Source organism: Vibrio sp. 1-1(7), assembly GCF_013048485.1.
Lineage (GTDB): Bacteria > Pseudomonadota > Gammaproteobacteria > Enterobacterales > Vibrionaceae > Vibrio > Vibrio fujianensis.
The window spans coordinates 44,607-67,406 of the sequence record NZ_VHSP01000004.1 but is presented as its reverse complement, the minus strand read 5'-3'; the positions used below and the strand labels follow the sequence as shown (position 1 = coordinate 67,406).

21 protein-coding genes are annotated in these 22,800 nt (G+C 44.9%); 9 read left to right on the top strand and 12 right to left on the bottom strand.

Going from position 1 to position 22,800, the window contains the following annotated elements:
* Nucleotides 1-32 precede the first annotated feature (32 nt).
* From FKN05_RS13050 to msrA, 7 genes are all read right to left on the bottom strand, one after another.
* A complete protein-coding gene (locus FKN05_RS13050) occupies nt 33-1,292 on the bottom strand; it encodes an ABC transporter permease (RefSeq protein WP_099610449.1) in 1,260 nt (419 codons plus the stop codon).
* Nucleotides 1,289-2,005: an ABC transporter ATP-binding protein gene (locus FKN05_RS13045; RefSeq protein WP_161428085.1), complete on the bottom strand. Its 717-nt coding sequence runs from the start codon at nt 2,003-2,005 to the stop codon at nt 1,289-1,291. Before FKN05_RS13045 ends, FKN05_RS13050 begins: the two co-directional genes overlap by 4 nt.
* 52 nt (nt 2,006-2,057) lie before the next feature.
* Nucleotides 2,058-2,642 (bottom strand): zinc uptake protein ZrgA, encoded by a 585-nt coding sequence (zrgA, locus tag FKN05_RS13040; protein WP_170887731.1) that lies wholly within the window; start codon nt 2,640-2,642, stop codon nt 2,058-2,060.
* Nucleotides 2,643-2,702: 60 nt separating this feature from the next.
* On the bottom strand, nt 2,703-3,008 hold the full coding sequence (locus FKN05_RS13035) for a DUF2607 family protein (RefSeq protein WP_099610446.1): 306 nt from the start codon (nt 3,006-3,008) through the stop codon (nt 2,703-2,705).
* A 79-nt stretch (nt 3,009-3,087) separates the two neighbouring features.
* Nucleotides 3,088-3,648, bottom strand: a complete 561-nt coding sequence (locus FKN05_RS13030; RefSeq protein WP_170887730.1) for a YtfJ family protein — start codon at nt 3,646-3,648, stop codon at nt 3,088-3,090.
* The gene (locus tag FKN05_RS13025) at nt 3,645-4,322 is read right to left on the bottom strand and encodes a hypothetical protein (RefSeq protein ID WP_170887729.1); all 678 of its coding nucleotides are present in this window, start codon (nt 4,320-4,322) and stop codon (nt 3,645-3,647) included. The genes FKN05_RS13030 and FKN05_RS13025 overlap by 4 nt, the downstream gene beginning before the upstream one ends.
* A 95-nt stretch (nt 4,323-4,417) precedes the next feature.
* On the bottom strand, nt 4,418-5,041 hold the full coding sequence (gene msrA / locus FKN05_RS13020) for a peptide-methionine (S)-S-oxide reductase MsrA (RefSeq protein WP_099610443.1): 624 nt from the start codon (nt 5,039-5,041) through the stop codon (nt 4,418-4,420).
* Between the two features lie 290 nt (nt 5,042-5,331).
* On the opposite strand from msrA, the gene tamA reads away from it, so the two are divergent.
* From tamA to FKN05_RS13005, 3 genes are read left to right on the top strand one after another with little or no spacing between them, the layout of a single operon-like run.
* Nucleotides 5,332-7,050, top strand: a complete 1,719-nt coding sequence (gene tamA / locus FKN05_RS13015; protein WP_099610442.1) for an autotransporter assembly complex protein TamA — start codon at nt 5,332-5,334, stop codon at nt 7,048-7,050.
* Nucleotides 7,047-10,802 (top strand): autotransporter assembly complex protein TamB, encoded by a 3,756-nt coding sequence (tamB, locus tag FKN05_RS13010; protein ID WP_170887728.1) that lies wholly within the window; start codon nt 7,047-7,049, stop codon nt 10,800-10,802. Before tamA ends, tamB begins: the two co-directional genes overlap by 4 nt.
* Before the next feature lie 10 nt (nt 10,803-10,812).
* Nucleotides 10,813-11,157, top strand: a complete 345-nt coding sequence (locus FKN05_RS13005) for a gamma-glutamylcyclotransferase family protein (RefSeq protein WP_099610440.1) — start codon at nt 10,813-10,815, stop codon at nt 11,155-11,157.
* A 68-nt stretch (nt 11,158-11,225) separates the two neighbouring features.
* On the opposite strand, the gene ppa is transcribed toward FKN05_RS13005, so the two are convergent.
* Nucleotides 11,226-11,756: an inorganic diphosphatase gene (ppa, locus tag FKN05_RS13000; protein ID WP_099610439.1), complete on the bottom strand. Its 531-nt coding sequence runs from the start codon at nt 11,754-11,756 to the stop codon at nt 11,226-11,228.
* A 253-nt stretch (nt 11,757-12,009) separates the two neighbouring features.
* A complete protein-coding gene (gene fbp / locus FKN05_RS12995) occupies nt 12,010-13,023 on the bottom strand; it encodes a class 1 fructose-bisphosphatase (RefSeq protein ID WP_099610438.1) in 1,014 nt (337 codons plus the stop codon).
* Between the two features lie 263 nt (nt 13,024-13,286).
* Between fbp and mpl the strand changes: the two genes are divergently transcribed.
* The 5 genes from mpl to thiQ all read left to right on the top strand — a co-directional run bounded on the left by mpl (nt 13,287) and on the right by thiQ (nt 18,827).
* Nucleotides 13,287-14,675 carry a UDP-N-acetylmuramate:L-alanyl-gamma-D-glutamyl-meso-diaminopimelate ligase gene (gene mpl, locus FKN05_RS12990; protein WP_170887727.1) on the top strand — a complete coding sequence of 463 codons (1,389 nt, stop codon included), beginning with the start codon at nt 13,287-13,289 and terminating at the stop codon, nt 14,673-14,675.
* Entirely contained in the window at nt 14,672-15,304 is a 633-nt protein-coding gene (locus tag FKN05_RS12985; protein WP_170887726.1) for a flavin prenyltransferase UbiX, read from the top strand. The genes mpl and FKN05_RS12985 overlap by 4 nt, the downstream gene beginning before the upstream one ends.
* Before the next feature lie 167 nt (nt 15,305-15,471).
* Nucleotides 15,472-16,524, top strand: coding sequence for a thiamine ABC transporter substrate binding subunit (gene thiB, locus FKN05_RS12980; protein WP_099610435.1), 1,053 nt, complete (start codon nt 15,472-15,474; stop codon nt 16,522-16,524).
* Between the two features lie 6 nt (nt 16,525-16,530).
* The gene (thiP, locus tag FKN05_RS12975) at nt 16,531-18,123 is read left to right on the top strand and encodes a thiamine/thiamine pyrophosphate ABC transporter permease ThiP (RefSeq protein ID WP_170887725.1); all 1,593 of its coding nucleotides are present in this window, start codon (nt 16,531-16,533) and stop codon (nt 18,121-18,123) included.
* A complete protein-coding gene (thiQ, locus tag FKN05_RS12970) occupies nt 18,123-18,827 on the top strand; it encodes a thiamine ABC transporter ATP-binding protein (protein ID WP_170887778.1) in 705 nt (234 codons plus the stop codon). Before thiP ends, thiQ begins: the two co-directional genes overlap by 1 nt.
* A 110-nt stretch (nt 18,828-18,937) precedes the next feature.
* Here thiQ and yjgA read toward each other — a convergent pair whose 3' ends face one another.
* Nucleotides 18,938-19,465, bottom strand: coding sequence for a ribosome biogenesis factor YjgA (yjgA, locus tag FKN05_RS12965; protein ID WP_099610432.1), 528 nt, complete (start codon nt 19,463-19,465; stop codon nt 18,938-18,940).
* A gap of 109 nt (nt 19,466-19,574) precedes the next feature.
* Between yjgA and pmbA the strand changes: the two genes are divergently transcribed.
* Entirely contained in the window at nt 19,575-20,918 is a 1,344-nt protein-coding gene (pmbA, locus tag FKN05_RS12960) for a metalloprotease PmbA (RefSeq protein ID WP_170887724.1), read from the top strand.
* A gap of 89 nt (nt 20,919-21,007) precedes the next feature.
* Here pmbA and mgtE read toward each other — a convergent pair whose 3' ends face one another.
* Together mgtE and FKN05_RS12950 are read right to left on the bottom strand one after the other, a co-directional pair.
* Nucleotides 21,008-22,363: a magnesium transporter gene (gene mgtE / locus FKN05_RS12955; protein ID WP_170887723.1), complete on the bottom strand. Its 1,356-nt coding sequence runs from the start codon at nt 22,361-22,363 to the stop codon at nt 21,008-21,010.
* A gap of 156 nt (nt 22,364-22,519) precedes the next feature.
* Nucleotides 22,520-22,798, bottom strand: coding sequence for an HPr family phosphocarrier protein (locus FKN05_RS12950; RefSeq protein ID WP_170887722.1), 279 nt, complete (start codon nt 22,796-22,798; stop codon nt 22,520-22,522).
* Nucleotides 22,799-22,800: the final 2 nt, after the last annotated feature.

The window sequence follows — 22,800 nt, the reverse complement described above, 5'->3', positions numbered from 1 at the left end:
AGGCTGAGTAATCCTTTGTACATCAAGATCTCCTAAAGTCTAATGGTCATACCATCACTCAGTGATTGTCGATAGGCGCGCAGAGCCGGAATAAAGCCGATCATGGTCCCCGCGATCTGCACATAAGCCAGTAGCTGCCATTCATAAGTCGTCAATGATTGCAACGATAACTGAATACCATACTGGCTGGCTATGATCGGTGCGGCGAAGGCTAGTAGAGTATATAAGCCAATGATTCCGGTCAGAATCCCGAAAAAAGTCAAAACCGTTGCTTCACTAATTAATAACATAAAAACATGCTTAGGTTGTGCGCCCATAGCACGTAAAATAGACATTTCTCTTCGTCGCTCTTGTAGACTAGTGAGTAAACTACTCAGCATTCCAAGTAGTCCGGTAATGACCACAAAGATAGAAACAGCCTTTAACGCTTGTTCTGCAACCGACATCATGCCCCAAAGTTCATGCAGGGCGACGCCAGGTAAAATAGCACTAAGTGGTTCATCCCGATATTGATTAATTTGTCTTTGTAAGGCAAAGGTTTGAATTTTCGAATTTAGACCAAGTAGCATGGCGGTAATTTGCTTTGGCGTAAATTGATATTGTTCTAATTGCTGCTTATTGGGGGTGTGGCCTAAGTTGGCCCCCGATTCCCAGCCTACATGGATGGCTTCAATGGCTTCAAGAGAAACGTGGACGGTTTTATCCACTGGAGTTCCTGTTGGCGCTAAAATTCCGACGACGGTAAAAGGTAAGTTATCATGTCGACTAAAACCCACATCACTGATGCCATGAGCGATAATAATTTCGCTACCTAATTGATAACCGAGTTGTTTGGCAACGTCTGCACCGAGAACCGTTTCAAATAAACCAGTAAAAGCTCTTCCTTTGGCAAGCGTGAGTGGTTGCTTATGTCCATAGCGAAAATGTTCAAAGTAACTATGGTTTGTTCCCATCACTCGGAATCCTTTATGAGAATCACCTAAGGAAATTGGAATGGCCCATTTTACGGCTCGGTGTTGACTAAATTCTTGATAGCTTTTCCAGTCAATATTATTGGTCGCATTACCGATACGAAAGACTGAATAAAGTAGTAAGTTCACTTGGCCTGAACGTCCGCCGACAATGAGGTCTGTGCCTGAAATGGTATTTGCAAAGCTTGCTTTAGCTTGAGTTCGAATTCGTTCAACTCCCACAAGAAGCATCACGGAAATCGCAACAGTTAATAACGTTAATAAGGCCGTTGCTTTTCTATTGAGTAAGCTTTTCCAAGCTAAATTATAGATAACATTCATTCGATACCTCGTGCCTGATTTAAGGAAGGTAAGTACACACTACGCTGGAAAAGTTTTTCTAAACTTGGGTCATGACTGACAAATACCAATGTTGAACCAATCCGATTAGCCTCTTCTAATAACAGTTCAATAAAAGCGGTACGGTTATCGTAATCTAAGGCGGAGGTCGGTTCGTCTGCGATTAATAAAGCCGGTTCCCCGATTAATGCTCTGGCTGCCGCGACTCGTTGCTGCTGACCGATACTTAACTCCAACACTGGTTTATGCAATAGCGATGTTGGTAAGTGTAATTGAGTCAGTAATTCAATGGCTCGATGTTTCAGGCTGCCTTGGATGGTTTTTCGGCGCGGTAATGAAAACTGACAAGGAAGGATGACATTTTCAACCAGCGAGAGATAAGGCAATAAATTAAATTGTTGAAATATGTAGCCAATATGATCGGCTCGAAAACGATCGCGTTGTTGCGCTTTCAATTGAGCAAGATCATGTCCAAGTAGACGGACTTGACCTTGATTGGCAACATGAATTCCTGTCAGTAAGCTTAACAAGGTAGATTTACCACAGCCACTTGGCCCTTTAATAAATAAGTGCTCTCCGGCTGAAACAGAGAGTTTTTCAATATCTAAAGTCACTTGGTTGTTATTTGGCCACTGAAATTTGACTCGCTCCAATTCAATGATTGCGGCGGTGGTATTGGGAAAGGTTGCGTTCATCACGGTTCCTTTTACAGAAAAATGGGTAAGTATTTACTTACCCAAATAAACGTTAGAGTGAAATACGTGTTTGTTTTGGCGTCAACGCTAAGGCGGTTTGTACTTTATCTGTCAGCAAATTTACACTCATTTTTTCTGTGCTTGGAAATAACTTAAACCACTGGCTGTCGATGTGACGAAGGTCAGAAATATTTTCACAATGGTAGTGGTATTGGGCGTTAAATTCACCATGCTGGTGGTCGTGGTCGTGGTCGTGGTCGTGGTCGTGATGATGTTCATGCTCATGGTGATGTTGATCAGTATGATGTTTTTCGCCATCGAGTGAATGAGTAATATGTGCCTCTTCCAATTGACAGTTTGCTTGGGTCGTTAAGTTAAATAAGCCATTGGCCTGCTCTAGAATTTCTAGGGCACGGTTTAGGCTTTGTCTTTCTTGATCGGTTTCTGGTGGATGTTCAAATCCAACCACATCAGCACCTGGCGCAGTGACTTCAATCAATAAGTCGTGCCCATCTTGTGCAATATTGAGTTCAACATGTCCATGAACATGGGCATCATGTTGGCGAAAATCCTGAGCGAAAACCCCGCCGGATAAAGCAGCAGAGAGACTTAACACGAGTAAAGGTTTAGTGAACATAGTCATCAATTCCATCATAATAAAATAAGTTGGCCCCTATAATCAGGGGGAAAGCATAAATTAAAATAGAAAATCAGACCTGGGCGGGGAGCGTGCTAAATAAGCAAACTGATTCAGTACGCTAGAAAACAGACGAAAAAAACGGGCAGTTGGGTACCGGTTTGGCCAAATGGGAGGAGTCGCCATCACATGACTTAACCCATGTTGAGCCACTGAAAATAATTGACAGTGATGATGCTCATGATGGCTTGGGTCGATATCCAATTGATGAATGATCGAAGCGACATTTAGCCATAGACTCAATAAGACAGCAACTAAAGCGACAGCCTGAGTATTAAGACGCAAATGTTGCAAGCTGAGCTTCATAATTCACCGTATAAGAAAAACAGAACTGTTATAATATAACAATTCTGTTGGCAAGCAAGCAAAGAGTGGCAGCGATGAGTTATGATGAGGTTAAATGCGTTTGAATTAATGTGAGCACTTGGTTAATTTGATCGTCATTTAAAGCGCCTTGTTTGATATATATGACTAACCCTTGTTTATCTAACACAATAATCGTTGATGACTTTTCGGGTAATGCCCAGCTTTGTGCGACAACACCAGAGGCATCGAGAACAATAGAGGACCAAGGAAATGATTTTTTACTCTCTTCTGCTGATGATTTCACAAATGATCCGGTTCCCCAAATGGCATCATTTTGATTAATGATTGAGGTTGTTTGATAGTGTTGCGGTGGAAATTGTGCTGCTGTCAGCGCTGCCATCAACGGAGCATTCATCTCTTTTGCTGCACTTCGTCCAGCCAGGGCTTGAATCACTCTGACTTTACCGGCTAATTGTGTACTACTCCAAGGCACAAACTGAGGCTCTTTTCCCTTTAAAACTACTTCGCCATATTTTTCGACATTCACGGGTGGAAGTGGTTGGCCAAGCATTAAATTATGTGCCGATGTGACTAAGGTATAGCTAGAGAGCAGTAGCGTGAGCAATGTTTTTTTTATCATGGTGAGTCCGTTTTAACCAATAAATGGTTTAAGTTAATGGTATATCGGTAAGCGAGAACCGCATTATGTTCCTGAAATTGGTAATCACTGTTGTTAACGTAAGGACTAAAATTATAGAGCAAGAACGCATGTTTGCCTTTTTTGACTTCCAAATAGACCCCAATCGCCTCACCAAATTTACTAAATCGAATGTTTTTTGTTTCGCCAAATTCAGGATGAGATGGTTGAGTAATTTGATAATTACCGCGTAGATTAAGGTATCCCAAACCAACCCCAACTCCAGTTTTTATTTGCCATTCATCTGGCTGATGGCGATTAAAATGGTAAAAAAATAGTGGCATGGCATAAAAAGCATAACCAGATATTTTGGTATCAAGATTGGTTAGCTGATTGTTTTGATGAAGCGTTTGTCGATCAACTTTGATCAGGTTGCCATCGAGTTGAAACTGTACACCGAATGAACTTTGCTCTGAAAGATAATAGCCTTTTGATAAGAGAGAGACTGTTGGAGACAGAGCGAGCTTGTTGCTCATTTGTGCAATGTTTTGAGCTGACTCGTCACGCACATCAATGTTATTGGTGGTTAATTGTAGACCCAGATTGAGCTCAATAGCGCAAACTGGCAGGCTATAGCAAAGAGTAAAAATTATGCTCGTACTTAAATAATGGCTCATACAAGAAGGCTCTTTTATCATTCAACCAGCGATTGATAAACCCGCTTCATTGGTATTACTGAAGCGAGCGTTACATTAGTCCGAGGGATGATTACTTATAAAAAGCACACCCCGGTACCACCTAGGCCGCAATATCCTTGCGGGTTTTTAGCTAGATATTGTTGATGAGAACTTTCCGCAAAATAATAAGCGCCAGCAGGAGTAATCTCGGTGGTGATCGCCGCTTTATGGTGTTGGCTGAGCAATGCTTGATATTCTGCGCGGCTCTGTTCGGCCAGCGTTTGTTGTTCATCGGTGTAAGTGTAGATCACCGAACGATATTGAGTGCCTAAATCATTACCTTGCCGCATGCCTTGGGTCGGATCGTGATTTTCCCAAAAGGTTTGCAGGAGTTTTTTAAAAGGTAGAACCTCGGGATCGTAGATCACTCGGACCACTTCTGCATGGCCAGTTTGGCCGGTACAAACCTCTTGATAAGTAGGATTTGGAGTAAAGCCGCCCGCATAACCGACAGACGTCGAAACGACCCCATGGCGTTGCCAAAATAGTCGCTCAGCGCCCCAAAAGCAGCCCATCCCAATCAGTAATTGCTCTTGTCCCGCGCTAGGTTGGCTGCGCAGAGGGGTGTGATGGATAAAGTGTTTGTCTTCAAACTCGATGGGAGTCTCTCGGCCAGGTAAGGCTTGATCCGCTGAAATAAGCGAAGATTTGTTGAGCATGGGATATTCCTTATTCATTATAGTCAATGGAACGTTGAGTGAAATTCTGTGTCTCACTGGCAGAGTTGGATAAAAACATCTTGCGGTAGTGAGATCAACTGAAATGATTTATCCAATCATCAACATTTATCATTCAATGATTGTTTGGATAAGTTCGCTCTCTTTATGACGATTTTTATGGTTATCGATAAGCTTATGAGGGGTTATCCTACAGACTTCTTATCTTAGAGTCGGTATGATTTTATGTCTATTAACCTAGCTTGCGGTAAGGCGCTTCATCACTGTTGAATATGAAATCACTTCGATTCTCTATCCTATTCGTTGCTTTATGCTTCTCTTGCACTGTGCTGGCGAAGGTTGATTTAACCATTCGAGGCTTGAGTGGGGATCTAAAAGATAATGTTGATGCCTATTTGTCTTCGATAGCGGACAGTGATTATTCGACTCAATTACGTTTTCAATCTCGTTTAGAGCGAAGAATGGCCGAAGCATTAAAGGCGTTGGGTTATTACCAACCGACCTTTATTTTTGAAGTGACAGAGCCTGATCAAGCGATGACTGTGCGTGTCGATCCTGGAGAGGTGGTTCGTTTAGCGCTTGTTGAGATTACTGTTGACGGTGAAGCACAACAAGATGCTGATTTTATGCGCTTAATTGAACGAAGTGGATTAACGGTTGGTCAACCACTTAACCATAGCCAATATGAGAGTTTAAAGTCATCCTTGCGTAATTTGGCCCTACAAAAAGGCTATTTTGACGGTGACTTTCAATTGAGTCGATTAGAAGTCGTTCCTGACCTGCATCAGGCTTTTGTACGATTACATTTTGATAGCGGTATTCGTTATCATTTTGGGGCCACGACAATTTCTGGCAGTCAAATTGAAGAGGTACGCGTGCATTCATTGCAACCGTTTAAGCAAGGCGATCCTTATTTAGTCTCGCAAGTCGGTCAATTCAATCTTAACTTAGCCAATACCGATTGGTTTTCTTCCGTTTTTGTTAAGCCCGATCTTAGTCACATTGACTCGGGGCAACGGCAACTCCCCATGATCGTTTCTTTAGCACCTCAAGCACGTAATCAATTAGAAACCGGGATAGGTTATTCGACTGATGTTGGCGTGCGCGGTTCTTTGAAATGGAAAAAACCGTGGGTGAACGATTTAGGACACAGTTTTGATAGTAGTTTTTCGATTTCCGATCCAGAGCAGAGTATTACTGCCGGTTATAAAATCCCGTTACAAGATGTGTTACACCAGTATTATCGTATCCAATATGGGATGAAGCATGTCGATAATCGAGATACGAAAAGCCTTGAATCTAACTTATCGCTCGAGCGACATTGGCGATTAGACAGTGGTTGGCAGCGAACTTTGTTTGTTCGTTATTTGATAGAAAACTATGAGCAAGGTGTCCTTGACGATAGCGTACAATTTGTATTGCCAGGGTTGACTTACACACGGACTCGGACTCGGATGGATCGTGCTTTATTAACCTGGGGAGATAAACAGAGCATCACGATTGAATATGGTGATCCTGAATTTGTTTCTGAAACACGGGTTACGCGAGTTCAAGCTGGCAGTTCTTGGTTGCGCAGTATCGGTAATAACCATCGTGGTTTAATACGAGTCAATGGGGGGGCGAATTTCGCCGAGGAATTCGAGAAACTCCCGCCTTCGCTACGATTTTTTGCCGGGGGGGATAATAACTTGCGAGGTTATGGATATCAGTCCGTCTCACCACGTGATGAAAGTAATTCATTAACTGGAGCCAAATACATGGCGACCAGCTCACTTGAGTATCAATATCGTTTAACCGGTAATTGGTGGGGGGCTTTATTTGTCGACTCTGGGGATGCTTTTAACGACAATCCTGATTGGAAAACCGGAACCGGTTTTGGCTTGCGTTGGATTTCTCCCGTGGGGCCGCTGCGGCTTGATTTTGCTTGGGGATTAGATGCTGACCCTGGCGACCAGTTTAAGATCCACTTCACTTTAGGGCCTGAACTATGATAAAGCGGGCAATCAAATGGAGCAAATGGTTGTCTGCCAGCCTCGCAGGAGTGGTGATCATGCTACTTTTGTTACTGGCTGGTATATTGTTTACTCATCCAGGCTTAAATGTTGTGTTATGGGGAGTACATAAAGCGTTACCTGAACTTTCTGTTAGCGAGAGTGAAGGTGCTTTATTTCCCCGTTTTACCTTACATAATGTCACGTTCAACGATAAGGCCTTGTCGCTGCAGGTCACTCTTGAACAGCTAACGCTTGCGATAAACGCCAATTGTTTGCTTGAGCCCATGGTCTGTATTAATGACGTTATTGTTTCTGGTTTAGCGGTCAAGCTACCGCAATTACCGACGGCAGAAGAGCACGGTACTACAGCGTCATCTCCTGATCCCATGACTCACTTTTCAAGTCCGATTCCGATCAGAGTTGGGCGCTTAACGCTAAATAATGTTGAGCTTAATTTGCTTGGTCATCATATCGCTTGGCAACATTTTGCAACGGGGGGAATGCTGCAAAATAATCGCTTAAGAATTGACCCAACACAATGGAACGGCGTTCGTATCACATTGGCCGAGGCCTCACCATCCGATGAAACGCTTCCCTCTTCAATGGCGAATATGCCACTTACATTGCCGGAGGTGAGCATACCTTTGCGGGTTGAGTTGAGCGGCTTTGAATTGAAAGATGCAATACTACAGCAAGAAAATCCAATACAAATTAATCAGTTGTCGTTAGAGGCTCGTGCCTTTAAGTCTGAAGTGGAAGTGAAAAACTTAGCACTAGATATGCCGCAGTTAGCGGCAACATTAGCGGCTAAAACCACCTTAAGTGGCGATTATCCTCTCCACCTGACACTGAGTTCGTTATTGAAACAGCAAGCGCTAAAAGGGCAAACTCTACAATTAAACGCAACCGGTAGTGTTGCCGATCTTACTCTCGCTGCTCAATTGTCAGGTCGGGCAAAAGCCAAACTGTATGCCCATTTACAACCGCTGAAAACTAAATTGCCTTTTGAGGTTCGCATTGAACAACTTGACGCTCAGTGGCCATTGAATGGTGATGGAGAATATTTTATTACGGCTCCCCATATTGGCGCTAAAGGCTCATTGACGGCTTACCGACTGGAGTTAGAGAGTACTTTTTCTGGGCGCGATCTGCCTGATTCAGCATTTGTTTTGCAAGGTGAAGGTTCAATGAGCCACCTAGCTTTGCATCAATTACAGTTGAAAACGTTAGGCGGTGAAATACGAGGACAGGTGACGGCGGATTGGGCTGATTTAATTGAGTGGCACGCCAAACTTGATATGAGTGATATTCAACCTGAAATGCAATGGCCGGAACTGCCGGGAGTCATTCAGGGGCAATTCGTTACATCGGGACAACTGACTGAGCAAGGCGGGTGGAAAGTTGATTTACCGCTTTTAGATATTCAGGGAAAAGTCCGAGGATTTCCTCTCGATATTAAAGGCGATCTAACGGCGGATGATATGGCAGGGCGTGGCGAATTTCGCATCGCCACTTCAGGACTTTCGCTAGCTCATGGCCCCAATTCACTAACGGCTAAAGGCCAGTTGGATAAAGCATGGCATATGAATGTCGCATTAAACTTGCAAGCACTGGATAAAACGTTCCCGGAGCTTTTTGGCCAAGTTCAAGGCGATATCGCACTGCGCGGAGCCATCTCTGAGCCGAATATTCATTTAGCGTTACACGCGAATCAACTGATTTGGCAAGATCAAGCAAGCATTAAACAAGTGCATTTAGTCGGTGATGTGATGCCAATGCCAGAGCTTAAGGCGAATCTGCGTTTAGCGGTCAATGAGATCGACTATCAAGATCAAACGATAGACAGCGTCAGGCTGACGGTAAATGGCCTATTGCCAAAGCATCACTTAACGCTGGAGGTTGATTCTGAACAGGTTTCAACTCACTTAGCTATCCAAGGCATGTTGCAAGAGGAGCCTCACCTGATCTGGCAAGGGCAATTGGAGCGGATGGATGTCACTTCCAAGCAAGGGCGTTGGGTGTTGAATCAAGCGACCGATATACATGCTGATCTTGAACAGCAAGCTGTGATTATTGAACCTCATTGTTGGTTACAAGCGGATTCATCTTTGTGTCTCACTCAGCCAGCAACAGTTGGTCAACAAGGGGACGTTGATTTAGCGATTAAGCAGTTTTCATTTCCACAAATAGCCGTGTATCTTCCTCAAGATACACAACTTCAAGGGCAAGTGAATGGACGGCTGGCGGCTAAATGGTCACCAGATTCCCCCCCTCAAGTGGATGTCTCGTTACAGCTTCCGGCAGGACAAATTCAGCAAACGCTCGAACAACCGATCCGGTTGGCTTGGGATAATATCGACATCAATGCTCAACTTGCGAGCAATACCCTAAAGGCAGATTGGCATTTTAATATCACAGATAATGGCGATTTTTCTGGCCAAATGAGCATTCCAGATGTGACTCAAGAAGAGAAGCAATTGGCAGCCGTGATTAAGCTTACCCCATTTAATATTGATTTTTTGGCTCCCTTAATTGGAGAGTATAGCCAAGCAAAATCGACCATCACCGCGGATCTAGTCCTACAAGGCGCGATGTTGCATCCACAAGTGCAAGGGCATATTGGACTAAACGATGTACAACTGAAAGGTGACATTTCTCCGATTGATATGGATTCCGGTCAAGCATCAATAGACTTTTTGGGTTATCAAGCGACGCTACACGCGCAGATTGGTACGCAAGATGGCTTACTGAATATTACCGGTGATGCCGATTGGCATGATATGGATCAATGGCAGGTCAATAGTCGAGTGTTTGCAGATTCATTACTGCTGGATATACCACCGATTGTGAAAATGAAGGTAGTTCCTGATTTAACTTTAACCATGCAACCGAATCTGGCACAAGTTACGGGGTCGATAAACCTCCCTTGGGGGCGGATTACGGTCGAAGAGCTACCTTCGAGCGCCATCGAAGTGTCTAAGGATCAAATTATATTGAGTAAAGATTTGCAGCCTTTAAGTGAGCAAAGTCGTTTACCGTTACGGTTTGAAACAGATTTACAGATCGTGATTGGTGAGGATGTTCGTCTGAGTGCCTTTGGCTTAGAAGGGGGGCTACGAGGGCGATTGAATTTTACTCAGCGTGATCGTGGGCCATTGGTGATCGGTGAGGTTAATATTTTGCAAGGTCAGTATCGATCATTTGGCCAAGATCTGCAGATTCAAGAAGGGAAAATTTTAATGAATGGCCCTGTGGATCAGCCCTTTGTTTCCATTAAAGCGATTCGTAATCCGAATAACACCCAAGATGGTGTCATCGCCGGGATTCAAGTCACAGGGCCTGCAGATGAGCCCATGATCTCTATTTTCTCTGAGCCAGCGAAACCACAAGCGAATGCGTTATCTTACTTACTGCGTGGACAAGATATTGATGGTGAAGCGGGCGGTAATGCGATGACCATGACCCTTATCGGGCTAAGCTTAGCGCAAAGTGGTAAATTGGTGGGGCGAATTGGTGAAGAATTTGGTGTGCAAGATCTACAATTAGATACAACGGGCTCGGGAGAGGAGGCGCAAATTACCGTAAGTGGCTATATTTTACCTGGACTGCAAGTAAAGTATGGTGTTGGTATCTTTAATTCAGTTGGCCAATTTACTGTGCGTTACCGATTGATGAAAGATCTTTATCTAGAAGCGGTTTCTGGACTAGACAGCGCAATCGATCTGCTTTATCGGTTTGAATTTAACTGAGGAGAAAACCATGCATCTGGTTTTTGTTTATGGCACCCTGCGACAGGGGGAAAGCCACCATGATTATTTAAATGGAAGTAAGCTGTTAGGTTATTTTGAAACGCCACCGAGCTATGCGTTACATGATCTTGGCCCTTATCCAGGGTTGATTGCTGGCCAGCAGTCCATTAAAGGGGAGGTATATCAAGTCGATGAGAAAACCTTGATCAAGCTGGATGTATTAGAAGATGTTCCCGTTGAATATCGGCGAGAAACGATCGACACGCCCTATGGACTTGCTTGGATCTATATCTATCAAGATACCAGTGGATTAACCAACTTGATTGAGTCTGGAGATTGGTGCCAACGTATTTAAATTTTCGTCGCCAATGGTAAAACAGCCAACTCATGAGAGCTGGCTGTTGACGTGGCGGAAATGAAAGTCTATTTCTGCTGAGCACGCTCGTAAGAAGACAAAATTTCTGCGCGAGCAGAGGCGGCATCTTCCCAACCCTCTACTTTTACCCATTTACCACTTTCTAATTCTTTGTAATGCTCAAAAAAGTGAGTAATTTGCGCTTTAAGCAGCTCTGGCACATCATTGATATCTTGAATGTGATCATACTCTTTGGAAAGTTTTGAGTGTGGCACCGCGATCACTTTCGCATCTTCACCGGACTCATCGGTCATTTTCAACACACCCACAGGGCGGCAACGAATCACTGAACCAGGCATTAGCGGGAATGGCGTTGGGACAAGTACATCCACAGGATCACCATCTAACGATAGTGTATGGTTGACATAGCCGTAGTTGCATGGGTAAAACATAGGTGCTGACATGAAGCGGTCAACAAATACCGCGCCAGAGTCTTTATCGACTTCGTACTTGATAGGATCAGCATTGGCTGGGATTTCAATCACAACATAGATATCGTCAGGCAGTGATTTGCCTGCTGGCACATGATTTAAACTCATTAAGGTTTCCTTTTTGTTAACCGGACTTCAAAAAACGTCATTAATTATTATGCAAACTGAGTAAAGGTGCAAAACCGATACACAATAAAGGGCAAAGTTTACCTGTAAATATTCCGATCCCCAAGAGGATGTTGGCAGAGAGTGTCAACCCGTTTTTAAATGCATGAGAAAAGTCGATTCCCCAACCCTATCTATGTGATCGTGTTGGGGAATGTTTTAACCAATGATTGGAATACAAAGGATCGGAATCGCGTTATTCATCAGGATGGTTGGCGAGGAAGCTTTCGACTTTCTCAACCATGGTTTTTGAGCCGACAAAAAATGGCACTCGCTGATGTAGCTCGGTTGGTTTGATATCAAGAATACGATCAACACCATCAGAGGCTAAACCACCCGCTTGTTCAATTAAGAATGCCATCGGATTGCATTCGTATAGCAAACGTAACTTTCCGTTTGGATGACTTTGGGTGCTTGGATAAAGGTAAATGCCCCCTTTAAGTAGGTTACGGTGAAAGTCAGCCACTAAAGAGCCAATATAGCGTGACGTGTAAGGGCGATTCTCTTCAGGGACACTTTCTTGACAGTACTTAATGTATTTTTTTACCCCAGTGGGAAAGCGAATATAGTTGCCTTCGTTGATGGAATAAATTTTCCCTTGTTCTGGAATACGCATATTTTCATGAGATAAACAGAATGAACCAATGGAGGGGTCGTAAGTAAAGCCATTGACACCATGACCCGTGGTATAAACTAGCATGGTAGAAGAACCGTAAATAACGTATCCCGCCGCGACTTGTTTATGACCGGGTTGTAAAAAGTCTTCAGCGGTAGGGGGCGCTCCGACGGGAGAAATTCGGCGATAAATGGAAAAGATCGTGCCTACCGAGACATTGACATCAATGTTAGATGAACCATCTAGAGGGTCCATAAGGACGACATATTTTGCATTTTTGTTGAGATCTTTATTAAAAGCAACTGCTTCATCTTCTTCTTCACTTGCCACGCCACAGACTTGATCGCGAGCTTCCAGTGCCGCTTTGAATTTTTCATTTGCGTAGAGGTCGAGCTTTTGTTGTTCTTCACCTTGAATATTATCTTGACCGGAAGCGCCTGTGATATCAGCCAGTCCCGCTTTATTAATTTCACGGTTAACAATTTTGGCAGCGAGGCGAATAGAGGCGAGCAGTGAGGAGAGTTCACCACTTGCATGAGGGAAGTCATGTTGTTTTTCAACAATAAACTCGCCAAGGGTGCGCATCTTCGACATGTAATTTCCTTAACATTTTTTATCATGGGGGGATTATCAACGCGGTGATGGATGTTGGTTGAGTCTTTAGAACGGTATTCACACGCGCCTTGCGAGGATTTTAGGGCTTAGATCTTTTTACGGGTAATAAACTAACTGTTTGAGATCTCAATTTAGTTGTCGACTATTTTAAAATTACATTACGTTGATTTTCGATGCTCGCTTTTATGACTTGAATCAGGATAATGCTTGTTAGATAACACCGCATTGATGAGGTTAGTTGGATGCACATTCATATTTTGGGGATTTGTGGCACCTTTATGGGCGGCGTGGCTATGCTGGCTCGTCAACTTGGTCATAAAGTAACAGGGAGTGATGCTAATGTTTATCCGCCGATGAGCACGATGCTAGAGACACAAGGGATTGAAATTATTGAAGGATTTGACCCTGTGCAATTAGAACCTAAACCAGATTTAGTGGTGATAGGCAACGCCATGAGCCGCGGAAATCCGTGTGTGGAGTATGTGCTCAATCATAACCTTCGTTACACCTCTGGCCCTCAGTGGCTGCATGATTTTTTGCTTCATGATCGCTGGGTACTGGCTGTGGCGGGTACTCATGGTAAAACCACCACATCCAGCATGTTGGCTTGGATTCTCGAGCATTGTGGCTATCAACCCGGATTTTTGGTGGGTGGCGTACTTGGTAACTTTGGTCTTTCCGCTTGGTTAGGAGACAGCATGTTTTTCGTGGTGGAAGCTGATGAATATGACAGTGCTTTTTTTGATAAGCGTTCTAAGTTTGTACACTACCATCCACGTACCTTGGTGATGAATAACTTAGAGTTTGATCATGCGGATATTTTTGATGATCTAGAAGCGATTAAACGACAATTCCATCATTTAGTTCGAACGGTGCCGGGGAATGGTCGACTCCTGGTACCGAAGCAAGATAGCGCTTTAGCCGATGTTTTAACCCGAGGTTGTTGGAGTGAAACTGAGTTTACTGGCCAGCAAGGTGAATGGCAGGCAGAAAAACAAAATCCAGAAGGTTCCCATTTTACCGTGTACTTCCATGGAGAAGTTGTGGGTGAGGTCGATTGGGCACTGATTGGCGATCATAATGTCAATAATGCCCTCATGGCGATTGCCGCGGCGCGACATGTCGGGGTAACGCCGGAGTTAGCTTGCCAAGCCTTGGCCAGTTTCATTAATACGAAGCGTCGCTTAGAGCTGAAAGGCCAAGAAAATGGGGTGACCGTTTATGATGATTTTGCTCACCACCCAACGGCGATTGAGTTGACTCTCGGTGGGCTACGCAACAAAGTTGGTAAGCAAAAAATTATCGCGGTGTTAGAGCCTCGCTCTGCAACGATGAAATTAGGGGTACACAAAACCACGTTAGCGGCTTCCTTACAGCAAGCTGATTCGGTTTACCTCTATCAACCGGACAATATTGAGTGGTCAGTGGCTGATGTCGCTAAGCAATGCCAAGCTCCGGCTTATACTTCCGATCAGCTGGACGTGTTGGTGAGTGAAATTTGTGCAGAAGCGCAGCCCGGCGATCATATTTTAGTGATGAGTAACGGTGGATTTGGTGGTATTCATAGCAAGCTGTTGGCAACGTTGCGTGAACAGGCTGAGAATGAAAAGAAGGACGATTTAATTCGATGACACCATTAACCAAAAAAAAACAAGCCATTACTTTGGCTTGGACAGGCGCTTCTGGCGCACCTTATGGGCTGCGTCTTTTAGAGTGTTTACTGGCGGCCGATTACACGGTTTACTTACTGATTTCCTCAGCGGCCCGTGTGGTGCTGGCAACCGAACACGGTTTGCAGTTATCTAGTCAACCCGAGGCCGCAAAACAGCAGTTAATTGCCCATTTTGATTGTGATCCGAATCAGTTGGTGGTGTGTGGGAAAGAGGAGTGGTTTTCACCGGTAGCCTCTGGATCGGCTGCGCCAAAACAGATGGTGGTGTGCCCATGTTCGGCGGGGAGTGTCGCTGCCATCGCGCATGGTATGTCGGACAATTTGATTGAACGTGCTGCCGATGTGGTGATCAAAGAGCGTGGTCAGCTTTTGTTGGTGGTACGTGAAACGCCATTCTCAACACTGCATTTAGAAAATATGCATAAGCTGTCACAACTAGGGGTCACCATTATGCCCGCTGCGCCGGGATTTTATCATCAGCCAACCTCGATTGAGGACTTGGTCGATTTTATGGTTGCGCGTATTTTGGATCACTTGGGTATTGAGCAAGGACTTGTGCCTCGTTGGGGTTATGATCAACGTCGGTAAGTAGCTTCTTTACTCATTTACGATTACAATCTTCTTCACTCATCGGGGAGCTTACCATTGCTAAAAGTGATGGCGCTGAGATCAAGCCAAGCTTGGGACCCGCATTAGTCACACTTTGTGTGGTTAAACACCTGAACCAGATAATGCTGGCGTAGGAATTGAGCAGAATGAGGCACTTATCCATTCTTTCTCAAGCCTGTGCCGCTCATAAAGGAGCGCAAGCCTTGAATAATCAACTTACTGCTACTGTGGTTGCTAGTCTATTTTGCTCATCACTGGCATGGGCAGGTAATGAAACCTTGACTGTTTATACTTATGACTCATTTGTCGCGGACTGGGGGCCGGGGCCGGCCATTAAACAAGCGTTTGAAGCGCAATGTGACTGCCAGCTTAATTTTGTCGCATTGGATGATGGGGTGTCCATTCTTAATCGCTTACGTCTTGAGGGGCGTAATAGTCAAGCTGATGTGGTGCTGGGGTTAGACCATAACTTAATGGCTGAGGCCAAACAAACCGGATTATTGACCGAGCATCAAGTCAATACCGCCGCGATACAGTTACCCAATGGCTGGGATGATAAGACCTTTATTCCTTATGATTATGGCTATTTTGCTTTTATCTACAATCGGGAAAAACTATTAAATCCGCCAGCTAGCCTACGAGAATTAGTGGAGCAGCGTTCCGATATTAAGGTGATTTATCAAGATCCTCGCACCTCAACTCCAGGGCAAGGCTTATTGCTGTGGATGAAGTCTGTGTATGGTGACAAAGCCAGTGAAGCGTGGAAACAGTTATCGAACAAGACGGTCACGGTGACAAAAGGCTGGTCAGAGTCTTACTCCATGTTTTTAAAAGGCGAGGCGGATATGGTGCTCTCGTATACGACCTCTCCGGCTTATCATGCGATAGCGGAAAAAGATCAGCGCTATGCTGCGGCCAGTTTTAAGGAAGGACATTATCTACAGATTGAGGTGGCGGCAAAGGTTGCTAGTAGTCAACATTCGCGACTCGCGGACAGCTTTATGCAGTTTATGTTAAGCGATGATTTTCAGTCGGTGATCCCGACTACAAACTGGATGTATCCCGTCACCGATGTTCCCCTGCCCCAAGGTTATACAAATTTATCGATTCCGAATAAAGCGCTCTCGTTTTCAGAGCACGAAGTGGCTAAGCAGCGACGGAGTTGGATTCGTGAATGGCAGCATGCGTTAACGTTTTAAGACGATATGAATACGGTAGCCCCGAAATGGGGAATTGTGCTAGCAAGTCTCGTTGCGCTCTTTATTTTTGCTACGATTGGCGCTCTATTTTGGTATTCCCCTTCATTAGCGCTTGGAGAAATCTGGCGTGATGCTTATTTTCGTCATGTCACCTGGTTTAGTTTTTATCAAGCGTTGCTTTCTACCCTGCTCAGTGTCGGATTGGCGATCCCAGTTGCTCATGCTTTGCATCGACGACGATTCAAAGGGCGAGATCTGCTGCTAAAACTGTTTGCCATGACCCTAGTATTACCGGTATTGGTCGGGGTGTTTGGCCTATTGGCGATTTATGGTAATAGCGGATTATTAGCCAAGCTGCTGAGCCAGTGGCAGCAACCGTTACCTTTCTCCATTTATGGTTTAAATGGCATTTTGCTGGCTCATGTGTTTTTTAATCTGCCTTATGCCAGTCGCCTTTTACTGCAAAGCCTAGAAGGTATTCCAGTAGAACAGCATAAACTGTGTGCTCATTTGGGGATGAATCAATGGCAAAAGTTTAAATCGGTCGAGTGGCCTCGCTTACGCCAGCAGCTCCCTTCGGTGGGAAGTTTAGTCTTTATGCTGTGCTTTACCAGTTTTGCCACCGTCATGGCATTGGGGGGCGGCCCCAAATCGACCACGATTGAGTTGGCGATTTATCAAGCGATTAAATTTGATTTTGATTTAGCTACTGGAGCTTTGCTCGCTCTGTGGCAAATGGTGTTATGCGCTTTACTTTATCTCACGATGCAGCGCTTTGCACGTCCATTGCCTGCTAGCCAAGGGCATGCTGGAGAATGGTTTAGATTAGGCAAAGAGACATTCGCTAATCGGCTTTGGGATGGATTCTGGATTGGAATGGTGCTGTTGTTGGTTTTGCCCCCTTTACTGATGGTGATCATTAGTGGGCTGAACGTACAACTCTTTACCATATTGCGTCGCCAAGAATTTTGGTCAGCTGTCATCGCCTCATTGCAAATTGCCAGCTTAGCGGGAACTATCGCCGTTGGGATTGGCTGCGCGATTGTGCTGACCAGCCGTTATTGGCGGATACAGCATCAACCTAAAAAAGCCAATAGTATCGAACTGATTGGCGCTATTATTCTGGTGACACCGGGGTTAGTGATTAGTACCGGGCTGTTCTTATTGCTTCGCCAAGCGATGGATGTGTTTAGTATTGGTTACTGGTTAGTGGTGGTGGTGAATAGCTTAATGGCGCTTCCTTATGTTATTAAAACCTTAGCTCAACCTATGCTGCATCTTGAGCAGCAATATCAGTTTTTATGTGCCAGCTTGGGGATTCGTGGCTGGGCAAGATTGAAGCTGATAGAGTGGCGCGCATTACAAAAGCCTTTTGCACATGCTTTATCGATCAGTTTCTTGTTGTCGATGGGGGATCTCAGTGCCATTGCCTTATTTGGTAGCCAGCAATTGACCACCTTGCCTCTTTATCTCTACCAGTTATTGGGCAGTTATCAGATGACGGCTGCTGCGGTGGTGTCTTTGGCTTTGCTTGTGCTTAGCGTCGGTGTTTATTACGGCGTTGAGCGCCTCTTTCATCACTATCATAAGGATGTATGATGCTCGCAATTAACCAATTGACTTATCAGTATCAACAAGCCTGGTTTTCGTTTGATCTTCAAGTTGAACGAGGCAGTATTACTGCATTAATGGGGCCGAGTGGCGCGGGAAAATCGACCCTATTAAGTTTGTTGGCTGGATTTATTGCCCCACACAGCGGTGACATATGGGTTGATGGTCAGTCCATATTGGCTAAAGTGCCTTATCAGCGTCCTTTCTCTATGCTCTTTCAGGAACATAATCTATTTAGTCATTTGTCCGTGCGAGAGAATATTGCGCTGGGACTGCATCCTGGGCTGAAATTGAATGTGCAGCAAAAAGATCAAGTACAATGGACGGCCCAGCAAGTCGGTATTGAACCATTTCTTGATCGATTACCGGAACAGCTTTCAGGCGGGCAGCGACAACGTGTAGCGTTGGCACGCTGCTTTGTTCAGTCTCATCCCATTTGGTTGTTGGATGAGCCTTTCTCTGCCTTAGATCCGCTACTGAGAGAAGAAATGCTGCAATTGGTGAAATCGCTGGCTCAAGCACGAAATATTACGGTATTGATGGTGACACACCATTTGAATGATGCCAAAACGATTGCCAGCCATTTTGCCTTTATGGATCAAGGAAAAGTAGAAGTGGTAGGGGACGTTTCTACTTTGTCTGAGCCTCAAAATCATCCGGCTTTTGCCGATTTTATTCGCGCGGGTAGTTAATAGGCTTCAAGCTTGACACCAAACGAAATGGCGCAAGATAGCACACCAAACGAGGTTAATACGTTCGCTTGGTGTGTATTTTTTGGCCGAGTTTTGAACACCATTATGAATTAGATTGCTTCATCATTGAGTGTTTTGAGAATTTGGAAAATTTCTCGTGAGGCTTTTGGGGCTTTTTCCGCCTTTTTCTCTTTGCTTGCTTGACGGGCTAATTGACGCAGCCGCTGACGATCAGCTGCTGGATATTGTTGCATCAACTCTTCAATCGCACTGTCACCGTCGGCCACAATGCGATCTCGCCACTGTTCTAGCTTATGCAGAACAGCGGTTGACTGCGAATGTTTATTACGCAGTTTATCTAATGCGGCTTGAATCGGCTCCGGATCAATATTGCGCATGACTCGGCCAATGTATTGCAATTGGCGGCGGCGAGCTTCATTTTTGAAACGCTGGGCATCTTTAATTGCGTCCAGCAAATCTTCCGGCATCGGGATTTTTTGCAGCGCTGATGGTTTTAAATCAACCAGCTCTTCTCCGAGCTTTTGTAGCTCAATCATATCGTTTTTCAACTCGGTTTTACTAACCCAGATGATCTCTTCTTCCTCTTCCCAAGGAGCTTTTTGGTTTTTACGCGCCATAGTCTTCACTAATAAGTTATTTATCTTAGCTATTTTAGCAAGAATCGTGGGGAGAAAGCGAAATTCTTGTTATCCTAACCGGATAAAAGCTCAATTAGTTGGATGAGAGATGGATATAAGACAGCAAGTCGCAATGCAGCGCAGTGAATTGGAAGCGGCGGTAGCCAAAGCTCTTGATATGGCCTCAGCTCAAGCGGAGGCGGCCGAAGTCGCTATTAGCAAAAGCACTGGACTGAGTGTATCAACCCGGATGTGTGAGGTTGAAAATGTCGAATTTAACAGCGATGGGGCGTTGGGCATCACCGTGTATCGAGGGCAGCGTAAGGGGAGTGCATCCACCTCTGATTTGAGTGAAAAAGCCATTCAGCAAACGGTGTTAGCGGCGTTAGATATCGCTCATTACACGTCTGAAGATCCTTATGCAGGCCCTGCACCGAAAGCATTAATGGTGCAGACGATTCCTGATCTGGATCTGTTTCATCCTGATGAACCTGATCCTGATCGTGCTGCCACGATTGCTATTGCCGCAGAGCGAGAAGCATTGAACTCTAGCCGTAAAATCAAGCAAAGCGACGGTGCTAGTTACGATAGCCACTATGGTATTAAGGTGTATGGCAACAGTCATGGTTTATTGGCCAGTTATGCTTCTAGCCGTCATAGCATCAGTTGCTGTGTGATTGGTGAAGGGCAAAATGGTGAGATGGAGCGCGACTACAGTTATACCGTTGCACGCCATAGCGGTGATTTATGGACCCCAGAAGAGGTTGGCCGACAAGCGGCAGAAAAAACTGTCCAACGCTTAGATGCCCAACAACTGAAAACTGGGCAATACCCAGTGATATTTGCGGCGGATGTGGCGACCGGCTTGATAGGGCATTTAGTCATGGCGATCAGCGGTGGCAATTTGTACCGAAAATCTTCCTTCTTACTCGATCATCTTGGACAACAAATTTTACCTGATTGGTTTAATATCAGCGAGCGCCCTCATATTTTACGAGGTTTAGCTTCTAGTCCTTTTGATAGTGAAGGGGTACAGACCGTAGATCGTGAAATTATTACCAACGGTATACTAGATACTTATCTACTGACTAGCTATGCCGCACGTAAAATGAAGATGCAGCCAACGGGACATGCGGGCGGTATTCATAACTGGTTTGTGCAAACAACAGGGCAAGATTTTGCTCAACTACTCAAAACGATGGATCGCGGATTGTTGGTCACGGAAGTGATGGGGCAAGGTGTGAATACTGTAACGGGTGATTATTCGCGTGGTGCAGCAGGGTTTTGGGTAGAAAATGGACAAATCCAATACCCGGTATCTGGGGTGACAATTGCGGGCAACTTAAAAACCATGTTTAAGCAAATTATTGCGGTGGGTAGCGATGTAGAAACTCGCTCTCAAATTCAAACCGGCTCAATGCTGTTAGAATCCATGAAAGTGGCAGGCGAATAACCTTTGCCACTCCCTGGTACCACAAAAGCGCTGAATATAATCAGCGCTTTTGCAGTCGTTAAATGAGATGAGGCTAAACGTTAGATAAATTAGATAAATAAGGTTGCTAAACCTAAGAAAACCGATAATCCCACCACATCGGTAACGGTGGTTAATGCCATACCGCCAGCGAGCGCGGGGTCGATATTCATTTTTTTGAGTAAGATTGGAATCATCACACCAGCCACGCCAGCGATAAAGAGGTTGGTCATCATTGCCGCAGAGATAATGCCACCTAGTAGCCATTCTCCCTTCCAAACCACCACAATTGCACCAATCGTCAATGCCCAAAGTATGCCGTTGAGAAGGCCAATAGAGGCTTCTTTCAATAGTAATTCTCGTTTATTACTGTCGCCGATATGTCCAAGTGCAAGCCCTCGAATGACCAAAGCAACGGTTTGGTTGCCAGCCACGCCGCCCATTGACGGCACAATGGTCATTAATACTGCAATGGCCGCCATTTGCTCTAAAGTTGCTTCAAACATATTGGATACAGAAGCGGCGGTTAAAGCGGCTAGAACATTCGCACCAAGCCAAATGCTGCGCTTACGTGCCGATTTGAAAACGGGGGCAAAGGTATCTTCATCATCGTTCATCCCCGCCATACTCATCATTGAGTGCTCGGCATCTTCTCGAATCACGTCCACCACATCATCAATAGTGATACGTCCGACGAGGTGCTGGTTTTCATCAACCACAGGAGCTGAAACCCAATTTCGCCGCTCAAATAGGCTCGCGACATCGGAGTCTTTAGCATCGACATTGATCGCTTCATCTGCGTCTTCCATCACTTCACTGACTGGAATGTCCGGCTGTGTTGTGATTAAGGTCGATAATGGTAAGTAACCAATGAGCTTACTCTCAGCATCAATGACATATAAAGAGTCTGTGGCATAAGGAAGTTGACCTTTCATACGCAGGTAACGCAGTACGACATCCACATCGACATCACCACGAATCGTGATGACATCAGTGTTCATTAATCCACCAGCAGTGTCTTCTGGATAGGAGAGAGCTGTTTCTACACGTAGCCGCTCTGCTGCATCCATTTGGGCAAGCACTTCACGGGACAAGTCATCGGGTAAACTTCGTAAGACATAGGCAACATCGTCACTGTCCATCCCCTCAGTGGCTTCGGCCAGTTTCTCGGGAGCCATTTTCGAAACGAGCGCATCTTTAACGTCTTCGTTGAGTTCTTCAAGGATCTCGCCGTAATCTTCAGGATCAGTGAGTTGCCATAGGACATAACGCGCCTTACGAGGAGAGGCTTCTAACAGATGAGCAATATCCTCCGGTTCCATATCCTGTAATTGACGACGGACATGGACGAATCGGCCATTTTCTAAGGCTTCGGTAATTTCTTGGAGGGTGTGGTGAGCTTGGTCAAACTCGATTTGCTCGGCCATAGCTTCCTCCTAATGCTTGAATTTAGACAATGAATTGAATAGTAACTTAATTTTAGGGGCAAGTAACCAGAAGATAGTGGCTCGAGCGAAGCTTGCTGATTTATTAATCAAAGATTAATGTTAACCTCTCCGTCATACTCGACAGGTCAACAACCCCTAGTCATCCTCATCAAATTTCACTTCAATTAAGTGACAAACCGCATCAAGAGCAATGGCGGCTTGAGGGCCCTGTGCTGAAATAGTAATCATCTGACCTTGAGCTGAATCAAGCATCAGTAAGCCCATGACGCTATCGGCGGTGGCTTGTTTACCCTCTTGGCCTTGGATGGTGATAATGGCATCAAAAGATTGAGCAAGTTCAACCAATTTGACTGCCGCTCGAGCATGCAAACCCAAGCGATTTTGAATCAATACCTGACGACTGATCTGTGACATGA